The sequence below is a fragment of the Peterkaempfera griseoplana genome, from assembly GCF_001418575.1.
GTDB classification, from domain to species: domain Bacteria; phylum Actinomycetota; class Actinomycetes; order Streptomycetales; family Streptomycetaceae; genus Peterkaempfera; species Peterkaempfera griseoplana.
The window spans coordinates 1-14834 of record NZ_LIQR01000252.1 but is presented as its reverse complement, the minus strand read 5'-3'; the positions used below and the strand labels follow the sequence as shown (position 1 = coordinate 14834).

At 73.2% G+C, this 14834-nt stretch carries 10 protein-coding genes and 1 pseudogene; all 11 read left to right on the top strand.

Annotated elements, in window-relative coordinates; genetic code table 11:
* Positions 1-115: pseudogene (locus AOK09_RS39195) on the top strand (indole-3-glycerol-phosphate synthase TrpC); the annotation flags it as partial.
* Between the two features lie 9 nt (positions 116-124).
* On the top strand, positions 125-292 hold the full coding sequence (trpM, locus tag AOK09_RS43695) for a tryptophan biosynthesis modulator TrpM (protein ID WP_407675419.1): 168 nt from the start codon (positions 125-127) through the stop codon (positions 290-292).
* A gap of 110 nt (positions 293-402) precedes the next feature.
* Positions 403-1689 carry a tryptophan synthase subunit beta gene (gene trpB / locus AOK09_RS19135; protein WP_055588425.1) on the top strand — a complete coding sequence of 429 codons (1287 nt, stop codon included), beginning with the start codon at positions 403-405 and terminating at the stop codon, positions 1687-1689.
* Between the two features lie 2 nt (positions 1690-1691).
* Entirely contained in the window at positions 1692-2504 is an 813-nt protein-coding gene (trpA, locus tag AOK09_RS19130) for a tryptophan synthase subunit alpha (RefSeq protein ID WP_055588424.1), read from the top strand.
* Positions 2505-2767: 263 nt separating this feature from the next.
* A complete protein-coding gene (locus AOK09_RS19125; protein ID WP_055588423.1) occupies positions 2768-3664 on the top strand; it encodes a thioredoxin domain-containing protein in 897 nt (298 codons plus the stop codon).
* A 129-nt stretch (positions 3665-3793) separates the two neighbouring features.
* Complete coding sequence (locus tag AOK09_RS19120) at positions 3794-4408, top strand: MauE/DoxX family redox-associated membrane protein (protein ID WP_245687365.1); 615 nt, start codon at positions 3794-3796, stop codon at positions 4406-4408.
* Between the two features lie 93 nt (positions 4409-4501).
* Complete coding sequence (locus tag AOK09_RS19115) at positions 4502-5608, top strand: DsbA family protein (RefSeq protein ID WP_107101382.1); 1107 nt, start codon at positions 4502-4504, stop codon at positions 5606-5608.
* A gap of 104 nt (positions 5609-5712) precedes the next feature.
* Positions 5713-6765 carry a prolipoprotein diacylglyceryl transferase gene (lgt, locus tag AOK09_RS19110; protein WP_055588422.1) on the top strand — a complete coding sequence of 351 codons (1053 nt, stop codon included), beginning with the start codon at positions 5713-5715 and terminating at the stop codon, positions 6763-6765.
* Between the two features lie 235 nt (positions 6766-7000).
* Entirely contained in the window at positions 7001-7738 is a 738-nt protein-coding gene (locus AOK09_RS19105; protein ID WP_407675418.1) for a VIT1/CCC1 transporter family protein, read from the top strand.
* A 426-nt stretch (positions 7739-8164) separates the two neighbouring features.
* Positions 8165-12748 (top strand): glutamate synthase large subunit, encoded by a 4584-nt coding sequence (gene gltB, locus AOK09_RS19100; protein ID WP_055588421.1) that lies wholly within the window; start codon positions 8165-8167, stop codon positions 12746-12748.
* Positions 12741-14204, top strand: coding sequence for a glutamate synthase subunit beta (locus AOK09_RS19095; protein ID WP_055588420.1), 1464 nt, complete (start codon positions 12741-12743; stop codon positions 14202-14204). The genes gltB and AOK09_RS19095 overlap by 8 nt, the downstream gene beginning before the upstream one ends.
* Positions 14205-14834 lie beyond the last annotated feature (630 nt).

Here is a 14834-nt window from a genome sequence, read left to right as displayed (position 1 = left end):
CGCCGACGCGGTCCTGGTCGGCGAGTCCCTGGTCGTCGGGGGCGACCCCAAGGCGGCCGTCGCCGACCTGGTCGCCGCCGGTGCCCATCCCGCGCTGCGGCACGGCCGGGGCTGACCTGCGGCCATGTCCCTGACCTCGCGTAACGCGCCCGGCTGCCGCCCTCGCGGCTGCCGTGCCCCCGCCCGCCGGGTGCGGGGCCGCCGGGTGCGTTACGTCATCGGATGCGAGCCCGGCCAGGTGCAGGGCCGCCGATGGCGCTGCCGGACGCGGCAGCCGGACGGCAGGGCCTGAACGGGCCCCGTCTCCGCACACCCCCGACCGGAGGGGGAGGGGCAGCCGCCCCGGCCGCACGCAGCTGGTACGACCACAGCTATTTCGGCCCACACACAGAGGGATCCGTCATGTCCACGGACCATCACACCCCACCGCAGGTTCCGGACGCCCGCGGCTACTTCGGCCGCTTCGGCGGACGTTTCATCCCGGAGGCGCTGGTCGCCGCCGTGGAGCAGGTCGCCGACGAGTACGAGAAGGCCAAGGCCGACCCGGCGTTCGCCGCCGAACTGGACGGCCTGCTCAAGGACTACACCGGCCGACCCAGCGCACTGACCGACGTCCGCCGCTTCTCCGAGCTGGCCGGCGGCGCCCGGGTCCTGCTCAAGCGCGAGGACCTCAACCACACCGGCTCGCACAAGATCAACAACGTGCTGGGCCAGGCCCTGCTGACCCGCCGGATGGGCAAGACCCGGGTCATCGCCGAGACCGGCGCCGGCCAGCACGGCGTGGCCACCGCCACCGCCTGCGCCCTCTTCGGCCTGGACTGCACCATCTACATGGGCGAGGTCGACACCCAGCGGCAGGCCCTGAACGTCGCCCGGATGCGGATGCTGGGCGCCGAGGTCATCGCCGTGAAGTCCGGCAGCCGCACCCTCAAGGACGCCATCAACGAGGCGTTCCGCGACTGGGTCGCCAACGTCGACTCCACCCACTACCTCTTCGGCACCGTCGCCGGCCCGCACCCCTTCCCCATGATGGTCCGCGACTTCCACCGGGTCATCGGCATCGAGGCCCGCGCCCAGGTCCTGGACCGCGTCGGCCGACTGCCGGACGCCGTGGTGGCCTGCGTCGGCGGCGGCTCCAACGCCATGGGCATCTTCCACGAGTTCATCCCCGACAGCGGGGTGCGGCTGATCGGCTGCGAGGCCGCCGGCGAGGGCGTGGACACCCCCCGCCACGCCGCCACCCTCACCAAGGGCAGCCCCGGAGTGCTGCACGGCGCCCGCAGCTACATGCTGCAGGACGAGGACGGCCAGACCATCGAGTCGCACTCCATCTCGGCGGGCCTGGACTACCCCGGCATCGGCCCGGAGCACTCCTGGCTGAAGGACACCGGCCGCGCCGAGTACCGCCCGGTCACCGACGACCAGGCCATGCAGGCACTGCTGCAGCTCTCCCGCACCGAGGGCATCATCCCGGCCATCGAGTCCGCCCACGCCCTGGCCGGCGCCCTGGAGCTGGGCCGCGAACTCGGCCCGGACGCCGTCATCCTGGTGAACCTCTCCGGCCGCGGCGACAAGGACATGCACACCGCCGCGGAGTACTTCGGCCTGCTGGACGACCCGGGACGCGACCCCGGCGCCCCGTCCGACCGCGCCATCACCACCGACGCCGACGAGAAGCTGGGGAAGTGACCATGAGCACCGAGAGCAAGCTCAGCGCCGCCCTCGCCGCGGCCAGGGCGGAGAACCGCGCCGCCCTCATCGGCTATCTGCCGGCCGGGTTCCCCAGCGTCGACGGCGGCATCAAGGCGGTCCGCGCCCTGGTCGAGGGCGGCTGCGACGCCGTCGAGATCGGCCTGCCGCACTCCGACCCGGTGCTGGACGGCCCCACCATCCAGACCGCGGACGACATCGCGCTGCGCGGCGGCATCCGCATCGCCGACGTGCTGCGGACCGTCCGTGAGGTCGCCTCGGCCGTGGACGCCCCGGTGCTGGTGATGACCTACTGGAACCCGGTGGACCACTACGGCACCGAGCGGTTCGCCGCCGACCTGGCCGCCGCCGGGGGAGCGGGCTGCATCCTGCCCGACCTGCCGGTGGAGGAGTCCGAGGAGTGGCGGACGGCCGCCGCGAAGCACGGTCTGGACACCGTCTTCGTGGTCGCCCCCAGCAACCGCGACGAGCGGCTGGCCCGGATCACCGCGGTGGGCTCGGGCTTCGTCTACGCCGCCGCCGTCATGGGGGTCACCGGCACCCGCACCCAGGTCGGCCACCAGGCCGAGGACCTGGTGAAGCGGACCCGGGCCACCACCGACCTGCCGGTCTGTGTCGGCCTGGGCGTCTCCACCCCCGACCAGGCCGCCGAGGTCGCCGCCTTCGCGGACGGCGTCATCGTGGGCTCGGCCTTCGTCCAGCGCCTGCTGGACGCCGCCGGGGACGAGGAGGCCGGCCTGGCCGCCGTCCGCGCCCTCGCCAGCGAACTGGCGGCGGGAGTCCGCCGCCGCTGAGCAACACCACCCCCGTACACCCGGCCCGCCGACCCCGCGTCGGCGGGCCGGTCCCCTGACGGGGGTCCGTGCGGAGCCGCGCGGGGGCGCGTCGCCGCAGGCTGCGCGCCCGGCAGGGCATCGCCTCCCCCGTACGGGTGGACCCCGCACCCGCGGCACAACCGTGCCGCCCCTCCGCTCGTTGGCCGTACCGGCAGATCCCGGCGGCGCCCCCCTTCCCGGGCGTCGCCGTCCGCCGGCGAATCGTCACCGAGAGGATCCCCGTGGCCCGGTACCAGCGCGCCAGAGTCCTGCGAGCCACCGTGGCGGTGGCGGCGCTCGTCGCCGCCGTGGCCGGTGAGACAGCGGTCGGCCGGGCTCTGGCGGACCGCGCTGCCCACCCCGGGGACCACGCCCGGCTCGCCGGGGCGATGCTGACCCAGTCCCGGGCGCTGCCGGCGGGCGGCCCGGGCGGCCTGCTGCGCGCCCCCTCCGTGGGCCGTCCGGTGGCCGGACCGCTGACCGCACCGGCGATCCCCGGAGCCCGGCCCGTGGGGCCGCCCGGACCGCGCATCGCCGGCGCGGCCACCCTGATGGCGCTGCCCGCCCGCCTGGACCCCGACGGAGTGGCGATGGCGGTCGGCAGCGCCCGGGCGCCCGTCACCCTGACCCTCTACGAGGACTACCGCGACCCCGGCAGCCGCCGCTTCGAACAGGCGCAGGGCCGGATGCTGGCCGACCTGGCGGCCGACGGCACCGTGTGGATCCGGCGGATCACCGGCTCCGCCCCGCAGGCGCGACAGTCCGGCGAGGACGCCCACCGGGCGGCCAACGCCGCCCGCGCGGCCCTGGCGGCCGGCCGCTTCCCGGTGTTCAACGCGCTGCTGTACCAGGAGCAGCCGCCCGGGCGGCGCGGCGGCTTCACCGTCCGCCGGCTGCTGGACATCGCCTCCCAGGTCCCGGGGCTGCGCAGCCCGGCCTTCGACCGCGCGGTCCGCACCCAGCGGTACGCCTCCTGGGTCGCCACCTCACAGCGCGCCTACGACCGCCACGACCGCCGGGTGCGCTCCGGCTCCCCCGGGATGGTGGTGGGCGGGCGGCCGGTCGACCTGGCGGCCCGGCCCGACCTCGCCCGGGACCCCGCCGCCCTGAGGCGCTTCCTGCTGGCGGCGCGCGGCTGACCGCCGCACCCGGACGCCGCGGCGCGGGGAACCCCGGCCCGCCCCGACGGGTTTCCCGCACATGGACCTTTCCGCTGCCGACCGCACCGTGCCCGCGCCCCGGGCCGGTTCTCCGAGGGGGACGACCGAATGACCGCATCGCAGGACGCCATGTTCACCCGTGACCCCGACGACCGTGACCCCGACGACCGTGACCCGGGCGGCCGTGACCCGGGCGGCCGCTCCCACGACGTCAGCTCCCACGACGTCAGCTCCGGCCCCGCGTCGGGGGCGCGGCGGGTCCTGGACGGCGCGGCCGCCGCCTGGGTGTCCACGGCCGCGCGGCTGGCGCTCGCCGCCGTCTGGGCCTGGGCGGGGCTGGCGAAGATCTCGGACCCGGCGGTGGCGGCCCAGGCGGTCCGCGCCTACCGGATCCTGCCGGAGACGCTGGTCAAGCCGGTCGGCTACGGCCTGCCGTTCCTGGAGCTGGCGCTGGCACTGCTGCTGCTGGCCGGGCTGGGCACCAGGGTCGCCGCCGTCCTCTCCGGGGTGCTGCTGCTGGTGTTCATCTCCGGCATCTCCTCCGTCTGGGCCCGCGGTCTGACCATCGACTGCGGCTGCTTCGGCGGGGGCGGCCAGGTCGCCTCCTCACAGACCAAGTACCTCCAGGAGATCCTGCGCGACACCGGCTTCCTGCTGCTGGCCGCCTGGCTGATGTGGAAGCCCCGCAGCCGCTTCTCCGCCGACGGCTGGCTGGCCGCTTGAGCCGTCGCCGCCCCTGAGCTCCGGCCGACCGGCCGGCCCGTCCCTTCGCAAGGGATGCAGCCCTCCCCGTGACCAGCAAGGCAGCCCATGCAGATGAGTGAGAAGAACCGAGACGGCAAGCGCAGCGCCAGGGAGCGGCTGCTCGCCGAGCGGCAGGCCCAGGAGGCCCGTTCCCGGCGCAACAAGAAGCTGTTGGTGATCGGTTCGGTGGTCGCCGTACTCGCCGTGGCGGTCGGGGTGGGCGTCGCGGTGCAGAGCATGCGGAGCAAGCCGGCCACCCCGGTGGCGGCGCCCGCCGGTACCATCGGCGACCGCAGGCTGGTCATCCCGGACGGGGCGGCCAACGCCCCGTCCACCCTCACGGTCTACGAGGACCCGCGCTGCCCGGCCTGCCAGCTCTTCGAGAAGACCTTCCGGCCCACGGTCGACAAGCTCAAGAACCAGGGCAAGATCGTCGGCAACTACCACATCGTGTCCTTCATCGACCGGCACGACAACGGCACCGGCTCCAAGAACGGCGCCAACGCCCTGGCCTGCGCCCAGGACGCGGGGAAGTTCCGCGCGTACCACAACGTCCTCTACGCCAACCAGCCGCCGGAGACCTCCGACGCCTGGAGCGACCGGGGCCGGCTGATCACCCTGGCCAAGCAGGTGCCGGGGCTCGTCACGCCCACCTTCGAGACGTGCGTCAAGGACAACACGTACGGCGACTGGGTCTCCGCGGTCCAGGAGGACTTCGACAAGTCCGGCTTCACCTCCACCCCCACCGTGCTGCTGAACGGGAAGTCCGTCTTCCCGAGCAAGGACGGCCAGCAGATCACTCCCGCCAACCTGGTGGCCTGGGTGAACGCCGCCAACAAGGGCAAGCCGCTCGGCACGCCGTCCACGCCGGCGGCCTCCCCCTCGGCCAAGGCCGCCCGTCCGGCCGGTGGACACGCCGGCTCCGCGCACCCCGCGACCACGGGACACGCCGCGGCCGAAGCGGCCACGGCCAAGGCGGGCGTCCGGCACACCCCCGCCGTCGCCCCGGCCCCCGCCGTGCCGTACGTCCCCGCCGGGCACCACGCGGGCCGCACGCACGGCACGGCCGGAGCGCACGGTACGGCCGGTACGCACGGAACGGCCGCCGCCCCCGCGCCGGCCGCCGAGGGGGGCGCCGCACCCCAGGCTCCGGGCGTACACTCCACCACCACACGCTGACTCGCACTCCTGCGCCGTCGCGGGCCCGTTCGGGCGCGACGGCGCAGGTTGTGCCCCAACCGGTACCGACGCGCCGGGCCCAGCACGGTAGCGTCTTCTATGCCATGGACCTTGCATTCATTCCGAGCCCGTCGCGGGGCGTGATCCACCTCGGACCGATCCCGCTGCGCGCCTACGCTTTCTGCATCATCATCGGCGTCGTCGTCGCCGTCTGGCTCGGCAGCAAACGCTGGGTCGCCCGGGGTGGCGCCTCCCACACGGTGGGTGACGTCGCGGTCTGGGCCGTGCCCTTCGGACTGGTCGGCGGCCGCCTCTACCACGTGATCACGGATCACCAGCTCTACTTCGACCCGGGCAAGCACCCGATCGACGCGCTGAAGATCTGGAACGGCGGCCTGGGGATCTGGGGCGCCATCGCCCTGGGCGCCCTCGGCGCCTGGATCGGCTGCCGCCGCGCCGGAGTGCCGCTGCCCGCCTGGGCGGACGCGGTCGCCCCCGGCATCGCCCTGGCCCAGGCCTGCGGCCGCTGGGGCAACTGGTTCAACCAGGAGCTCTTCGGCAAGCCGACCACGCTGCCCTGGGGCCTCACCATCGACTACGACCACCGGCCGGACGCCACCAAGGCCCTGGCCACCTACCACCCGACGTTCCTCTACGAGTCGCTGTGGTGCATCGGGGTGGCGGTGCTGGTGATCTGGGCCGACCGCCGCTTCCGCCTCGGCCATGGCCGTGCCTTCGCGCTGTATGTCGCGGCGTACACGGTGGGCCGGTTCTGGATCGAGTACCTGCGGGTGGACGAGGCGCACCACATCCTGGGCCTGCGGCTCAACGACTGGACGTCGATCGTGGTCTTCCTGGGCGCCGTGGTCTACCTGGTGCTCTCCGCCAAGCGGCACCCCGGCCGGGAGACCGACATCGACCCGGCGGCCCGCGCGGCCGTCGACGACCCGCAGGACGGCGGCCCGACCGGCTCAGCCGACCGTACGGACGGTGCCGAGGCCGCCGACGTCACGGACGGCGGCGACGCCCTCGCCCCCGAGGACCGGCCGAAGCCGTCCGCCGGTGACGCCGCGCTGGCCGAGGCGGCCAGGATCGACGACGAGCGCCGGGCCGGCCTCGTACCGGACCCGGCCCCCGAGGCGGGCAAGCGCAGCTGACCCCCCGAACGCGCCCCGCGGCCGTCCCCGCCCACCGGCGGGGACGGCCGCTGCCTTTCCCGCCCGGAGCCGGCAGCCCCCGCCCGGACCGCCGCCACGACCGGGAAGAACGCCCACGACCAGGGGGTTCGGTCAGGCTTCCCTTGCTGGAAAGAAGTTGGCCAGGGCACTACGTTGGCAGGACTGAGGGCCTCCGGCGCGGGGGCGGGGCAACGGCACGAGGGGACGGACCACCGTGGCAACGACGCTCACCGAGCCGGTCGTGGAACCGGTAGTGGCCGAGGCGCACCAGCACAGCCACCGCGACGTCAACGGCGGCTGGCTGCGCCCCGCCGTCTTCGGGGCGATGGACGGCCTGGTCTCCAATGTCGCCCTGATGACCGGTGTGGTGGGCGGCGACGCCTCCCGGACCACGGTGGTGCTCGCCGGCCTGGCGGGCCTGGCCGCGGGGGCGTTCTCCATGGCCGCGGGGGAGTACACCTCGGTGGCCTCCCAGCGCGAGCTGGTGGAGGCCGAGCTGGAGGTCGAACGCCGGGAGCTGCGCCACAACCCGCACGACGAGCTGGCCGAGCTGGCCGAGCTCTATGTGGCACGGGGGGTGGAGCCGGAGCTCGCCAGGGAGGTCGCCCGCCAGCTGTCCGCTGACCCGGAGCGGGCACTGGAGATCCACGCCCGCGAGGAGCTCGGTGTGGACCCCAACGACCTGCCCTCGCCGCTGCTGGCGGCGGTCTCCTCCTTCGGGGCGTTCGCGCTGGGGGCGCTGCTGCCGCTGCTGCCATATCTGCTGGGGGCGAGCAGTCTGCTGCCGGCCCTGGTGGTGGCGCTGCTGGGGCTCTTCCTCTGCGGTGCGGTGGTCTCCCGGGTCACCGCCCGCAGCTGGTGGTACAGCGGTCTGCGGCAGCTGGTGCTCGGCGGTGCGGCCGCCGGACTGACCTTCCTGCTGGGTCGGCTGATCGGCAGCGGCATCGGCTGACGGGGGCGCTTCGCGCGCTCCGTACGGTCACCGCCCCCACTGCATAATCATGCAGTGGGTGGCGTGATGTTCCACACAGCCGACTGCCGGGCCCGGTCGCCTACCATCGAGAGAGGGCAGGTGGCCTCCGGGCGCCGAGGCCGAGCGCAGCGTTGCGCGGGCCTGCCGCCCACGCAGGTGTTAAGGCGCGGTTTCACCGTCCGTGGCAAGGGGCACACTTCCCAGGACGTGCGGGTGATCCAGCGTCGTCCCCCGATGCCACTACCGACGGGTAACAGTGCCTGACCAGGGGCTGCGTCCGAATCGTGGACGCGGAATTCCACTTCCCGGTACACGCGGCATCATGTAACCTGCACGAAATCGCAGAGGGCCAACGTCGTCTCTCTTGCGCAAGCAAATTGCCAAAAGACGACGACGGGAGAGCCGATGCTGTCTGCGTCCATGCGCTCCGGGCCTTACGCGGCCGTCAAGGACGCGCGCCCCGCTGCCCAGGGCCTGTACGACCCGCGCAACGAGCACGACGCCTGCGGCGTCGGCTTCGTGGCTACGCTGACCGGCATTGCGGACCACCGCATCGTCGAGCAGGCGCTCACGGTGCTGCGCAACCTCGAGCACCGCGGGGCGACCGGCTCCGAGCCGGACTCCGGCGACGGCGCCGGCATCCTCACCCAGATCCCCGACGCCTTCCTGCGCGCCAGCACCGACTTCGAGCTGCCCGCCGCCGGCAGCTACGCCGTCGGCATCGCCTTCCTCCCCGACGAGGACGCCGCCGCCGCCGAAGCCGCAGCCCGCACCGAGGCCATCGCCGCCGAGGAGGGCCTCACCGTCCTCGGCTGGCGCGACGTCCCGGTCACCCCCGACCTGCTGGGCGCCACCGCCCGCTCGGTCATGCCGCGCTTCCGCCAGCTCTTCCTCACCTCCGCGGACCAGCAGGACGCCCGCACCGGCATCCACCTCGACCGGATCGCCTACGTCGTCCGCAAGCGCGCCGAGCGTGAGATCGGGATCTACTTCGCCTCGCTCTCCTCCCGCACCATCGTCTACAAGGGCATGCTCACCACCGGGCAGCTGGAGCCGTTCTTCCCGGACCTCTCCGACCGCCTCTACGCCTCCGCGCTGGGCCTGGTCCACTCCCGGTTCTCCACCAACACCTTCCCCAGCTGGCCGCTCGCCCACCCGTACCGCTTCGTCGCCCACAACGGCGAGATCAACACGGTCAAGGGCAACCGCAACTGGATGCGCGCCCGCGAGTCCCAGCTCGCCACCGACCTCATCCCCGGTGACCTGGACCGGATCTTCCCGATCTGCACCCCGGACCACTCCGACTCGGCCTCCTTCGACGAGGTCCTGGAGCTGCTCCACCTCGGCGGCCGCTCGCTGCCCCACTCGGTGCTGATGATGATCCCGGAGGCGTGGGAGAACCACGCCACCATGGACGCCGCCCGCCGCGCCTTCTACCGCTACCACTCCAACCTCATGGAGCCCTGGGACGGCCCGGCCTGCGTCACCTTCACCGACGGCACCCAGATCGGCGCCGTCCTGGACCGCAACGGCCTGCGCCCCGCCCGCTACTGGATCACCGAGGACGGCCTGGTCGTCCTCTCCTCCGAGGTCGGCGTCCTGGACATCCCCCAGGAGAAGGTCGTCCGCAAGGGCCGCCTGCAGCCCGGCCGGATGTTCCTGGTGGACACCGCCGAGAACCGCATCGTCGAGGACGACGAGATCAAGTCCGCCCTCGCCGCCGAGCACCCCTACGCCGAGTGGCTCGCCGCCGGCCAGATCCAGCTGGGCAACCTCCCCGAGCGCGAGCACATCGTGCACACCCACGCCTCGGTCACCCGCCGCCAGCAGACCTTCGGCTACACCGAGGAGGAACTCCGCGTCCTCCTCGCCCCGATGGCCCGCACCGGCGCCGAGCCCATCGGCTCCATGGGCACCGACACCCCCATCGCGGCCCTCTCCGACAAGCCGCGGCTGCTCTTCGACTACTTCACCCAGCTCTTCGCGCAGGTCACCAACCCGCCGCTGGACGCCATCCGGGAGGAGCTGGTCACCTCCCTCGGCTCCAACCTCGGCCCCGAGGGCAACCTGCTCAAGGCCGAGCCGGCGTCCTGCCGCACCGTCAACGTGCCCTTCCCGGTGATCGACAACGACGAGCTGGCCAAGCTCGTCCACATCAACGCCGACGGAGACCAGCCCGGCCTCAAGGCCGTCACCCTCTCCGGCCTCTACCGCGTCTCCGGCGGCGGCGCCGCCCTCGCCGCCCGCCTGGAGGAGATCGCCGCCGAAGCCGACGCCGCGCTCGCCGACGGCGCCCGGATCATCGTGCTCTCCGACCGGCACTCCGACGCCGAGCACGCCCCGATCCCCTCCCTGCTGCTCACCTCCGCCGTCCACCACCACCTCATCCGCACCAAGCAGCGCACCCAGGTGTCGCTGCTGGTCGAGGCCGGAGACGTCCGCGAGGTCCACCACGTCGCGCTGCTGATCGGCTACGGCGCCGCCGCGATCAACCCCTACCTGGCCATGGAGTCCGTCGAGGACCAGGTCCGCTCCGGGGTCTTCGTCGAGGGCGTCGAGCCCGAGCGCGCCATCCGCAACCTCATCAAGGCCCTCGGCAAGGGCGTCCTCAAGGTGATGTCCAAGATGGGCATCTCCACTGTCGCCTCCTACCGCGGCGCCCAGGTCTTCGAGGCCATCGGCCTCTCCCAGGACCTGGTCGACACCTACTTCGCCGGCACCACCACCAAGCTCGGCGGCATCGGCCTGGACGAGATCGCCCGCGAGGTCGCCGCCCGCCACGCCAAGGCCTACCCCGCCTCCGGCATCCCCTCCGCGCACCGCGCGCTGGAGATCGGCGGCGAGTACCAGTGGCGCCGCGAGGGCGAGCCCCACCTCTTCGACCCCGAGACCGTCTTCCGGCTCCAGCACTCCACCCGTGCCCGCCGGTACGACATCTTCAAGCAGTACACCGAGCGGGTGAACGAGCAGTCCACGCGGCTGATGACGCTGCGCGGCCTCTTCAAGCTCAAGGACGGCGACCGCCCCTCCATCTCCATCGACGAGGTCGAGCCGGTCTCCGAGATCGTCAAGCGGTTCTCCACCGGCGCCATGTCCTACGGCTCCATCTCCATGGAGGCCCACGAGACGCTCGCCATCGCCATGAACCGCCTCGGCGGCAAGTCCAACACCGGCGAGGGCGGCGAGGACCCCGAGCGCCTCCACGACCCCGAGCGCCGCTCCGCGATCAAGCAGGTCGCCTCCGGCCGCTTCGGCGTCACCTCCGAGTACCTGGTCAACGCCGACGACATCCAGATCAAGATGGCCCAGGGCGCCAAGCCCGGCGAGGGCGGCCAGCTGCCCGGCCACAAGGTCTACCCCTGGGTCGCCAAGACCCGGCACTCCACCCCCGGCGTCGGCCTGATCTCCCCGCCGCCGCACCACGACATCTACTCCATCGAGGACCTCGCCCAGCTCATCCACGACCTCAAGAACGCCAACCGGGACGCCCGCATCCATGTGAAGCTGGTCTCCGAGGTCGGCGTCGGCACGGTCGCGGCGGGCGTCTCCAAGGCCCACGCGGACGTCGTGCTGATCTCCGGCCACGACGGCGGAACCGGCGCCTCCCCGCTGACCTCCCTCAAGCACGCCGGCGGCCCCTGGGAGCTCGGCCTCGCCGAGACCCAGCAGACCCTGCTGCTCAACGGCCTGCGCGACCGCATCGTCGTGCAGACCGACGGCCAGCTGAAGACCGGCCGTGACGTGGTCATCGCCGCGCTGCTCGGCGCCGAGGAGTTCGGCTTCGCCACCGCCCCGCTGGTCGTCTCCGGCTGCGTCATGATGCGCGTCTGCCACCTCGACACCTGCCCGGTCGGCGTCGCCACCCAGAACCCCGTGCTGCGCGACCGGTTCACCGGCAAGCCGGAGTTCGTCGTCAACTTCTTCGAGTTCATCGCCGAAGAGGTCCGCGAACTCCTCGCCGAGCTGGGCTTCCGCTCCATCGAGGAGGCCGTCGGCCACGCCGAGCTGATCGACGCCACCGAGGCCGTCGACCACTGGAAGGCCGCCGGACTGGACATCGCCCCGCTGCTGCACGTCCCCGCCCTGCCCGAAGGCGCGGCCCTGCACCGCACCACCGAGCAGGACCACGGCCTGGACAAGGCCCTCGACAACGAGCTGATCAGCCTCTGCTCCGAGGCGCTCGAGCACGGCGAGGCCGTCCGCGTCCAGCTGCCCATCCGCAACGTCAACCGCACCGTCGGCACCATGCTCGGCCACGAGGTGACCAAGCGGTACCGCGGCGCGGGCCTGCCCGAAGGCACCATCGACGTCACCTTCACCGGCTCCGCCGGCCAGTCCTTCGGCGCCTTCGTCCCCAACGGCATCACCCTGCGCCTGGAGGGCGACGCCAACGACTACGTCGGCAAGGGCCTCTCCGGCGGCGTCCTGATCGTCCGCCCGTCCCGCGACGCCGCGGCCATCGGCGCCGACGCCCAGAGCCACGTCATCGCCGGCAACACCATCGGGTACGGCGCCACCAGCGGCCGCATCCACCTGCGCGGCAAGGCCGGCGAGCGCTTCGCCGTCCGCAACTCCGGCGCCACCCTGGTCGTCGAAGGCGTCGGCGACCACGGCTGCGAGTACATGACCGGCGGACGCGTCGTCGTCCTCGGCGAGACCGGACGCAACTTCGCGGCCGGCATGTCCGGCGGCATCGCCTACGTCCTCGACCTGCGCCCCTCCCACGTCAACGGCGGGATGGTCGGCATCGAGGGCCCCGACGAGGCCGACCGCACCTGGCTGCGCGAGACCGTGCAGCAGCACTACGAGGAGACCGGCTCCACCGTCGCCGCCGAACTCCTCGCCGACTGGGGCGCCGGTGTCTCCCGGTTCTCCAAGATCATGCCCAGGGACTACAAGGCAGTGCTCGCCGCCAAGGAAGCCGCCGAGCGCGACGGGCTCTCCGAGTCCGAGACCACCTCGAAGATGATGGAGGCGGCTAATGGCTGACCCGAAGGGATTCCTCACCACCCCGCAGCAGCACGCCGAGCGTCGGCCCGTCGACGTCCGGATCCGGGACTGGAACGAGGTCTACGTCGAGCGCAGCCTGCTGCCGATCATCACCAAGCAGGCCGGCCGCTGCATGGACTGCGGCATCCCGTTCTGCCACAACGGCTGTCCGCTGGGGAACCTCATCCCCGAGTGGAACGACCTCGCCTGGCGCGACGACTGGACCGCCGCCAGCGAGCGGCTGCACGCCACCAACAACTTCCCCGAGTTCACCGGGCGGCTCTGCCCCGCCCCGTGCGAGTCGGCGTGCGTCCTCGGCATCAACCAGGCCCCGGTGACCATCAAGAACGTCGAGGTCACCATCATCGACAAGGCCTGGGAGAACGGCGACGTCACGCCGCAGATCCCCGAGCGCCTCTCCGGCAAGACCGTCGCCGTCATCGGCTCCGGCCCGGCCGGTCTCGCCGCCGCCCAGCAGCTCACCCGCGCCGGGCACACCGTGGTGGTGTACGAGCGCGCCGACCGCATCGGCGGCCTGCTGCGCTACGGCATCCCCGAGTTCAAGATGGAGAAGCGCCACGTCAACCGGCGCGTCGAGCAGATGCGCGCCGAGGGCACCCGGTTCCGCACCGGCGTCCACGTCGGCGAGGACATCACCGGCCAGCAGCTGCGCGAGCGGTTCGACGCGGTCGTGGTCGCCGCCGGCGCCACCACCGCCCGCGACCTGCCCGTGCCCGGCCGTGAGCTCCAGGGCATCTACCAGGCCATGGAGTACCTGCCGCTGGCCAACAAGGTCCAGGAGGGCGACTTCGTCGAGCCGCCCATCACCGCCGCGGGCAAGCACGTCGTGGTCATCGGCGGTGGCGACACCGGCGCCGACTGCGTCGGCACCGCCCACCGGCAGGGCGCGGCCTCCGTCACCCAGCTGGAGATCATGCCCCGGCCCTCCGACGAGCGCCCCGGCCACCAGCCCTGGCCGACCATGCCGATGACCTACAAGGTCACCTCGGCCCACGAGGAGGGCGGCGAGCGCGTCTACGCGGTCAACACCACCCACTTCACCGGTGACGAGGACGGCAACGTCCAGGAACTCCACCTGGTCGAGGTCGAGTTCAAGGACGGACGCTTCCAGCCCGTCGAGGGCACCGAGCGCACCATCCCCGCGCAGCTGGTCACCCTCGCCATGGGCTTCACCGGCACCGACCAGCGCAACGGCCTGGTCGAGCAGCTGGGTGTGGAGCTGGACGCCCGCGGCAACATCGCCCGCGACGGCCGCTTCGCCACCAACGCCGAGGGCGTCTTCGTCTGCGGCGACGCCGGCCGCGGCCAGTCGCTGATCGTCTGGGCCATCGCCGAGGGCCGCTCCGCGGCCGCCGCCGTCGACGCCCACCTCAGCGGCGGCAGCAGCGCGCTGCCCGCCCCCATCCGCCCGACCGACCGCCCGCTGACGGTCTGACGGCACACCTCACGGCCCCGGCCTGCCGCACACCGACGTGCGGCAGGCCGGGGAGCGTACGCCGCGGCGCCTGCCCCACCCCGACCGCACCGGAGCAGGCGCCGCGGCATCACTGCGTCCGGGCGCCCGTCCCGACACCTCCCAGGCCACCGGCGTCAGCCGGTGGCCTGCCGCCGCATCCAGCCCCACCCGGGGCCTGGCACCCCGGACGGCGGACGCATCTCCCCGCGACGCGGCCGCACCTGCAGCCCCACCGCTGGGCCCGCCCCGTACACCCGGTGACTCCGGGTCGCGGACCTGCCGCTCCGGCCACGCCGTGACCGTACGGCCGTCCGCAAGGACGCCCCGAGAATGCAGCAGCGGAGCCGCCGCCGTCATCCCGGTCGTCCCGAAGTCCGGCGGCGCGTTGCCCTGCCGCACCGTCTCGACGGCCCGGTGCAGAGACGCATCAGAGACACCGGTGATGCGGCGGTGGGCTTGGCGGGAGCGCCCTCGCTGCCGCTGCAGCCGACGGCAGCGTCCCGTACGGTGGCGAGGGCACCACAACGGCCGGACCGCGCATGGCCGACCCCCGGGACGGTCGGGACACGGCTGGGGCGGGAACCGGCCACCCCCGGTTCCCGCCCCAGT

Coding starts and splice junctions, on each gene's coding strand:
- trpM (WP_407675419.1), top strand. CDS start 125: ATGTCCCTGACCTCGCGTAACGCGCCCGGCTGCCGCCCTCGCGGCTGC.
- trpB (WP_055588425.1), top strand. CDS start 403: ATGTCCACGGACCATCACACCCCACCGCAGGTTCCGGACGCCCGCGGC.
- trpA (WP_055588424.1), top strand. CDS start 1,692: ATGAGCACCGAGAGCAAGCTCAGCGCCGCCCTCGCCGCGGCCAGGGCG.
- AOK09_RS19120 (WP_245687365.1), top strand. CDS start 3,794: ATGACCGCATCGCAGGACGCCATGTTCACCCGTGACCCCGACGACCGT.
- AOK09_RS19115 (WP_107101382.1), top strand. CDS start 4,502: ATGAGTGAGAAGAACCGAGACGGCAAGCGCAGCGCCAGGGAGCGGCTG.
- lgt (WP_055588422.1), top strand. CDS start 5,713: ATGGACCTTGCATTCATTCCGAGCCCGTCGCGGGGCGTGATCCACCTC.
- gltB (WP_055588421.1), top strand. CDS start 8,165: ATGCTGTCTGCGTCCATGCGCTCCGGGCCTTACGCGGCCGTCAAGGAC.
- AOK09_RS19095 (WP_055588420.1), top strand. CDS start 12,741: ATGGCTGACCCGAAGGGATTCCTCACCACCCCGCAGCAGCACGCCGAG.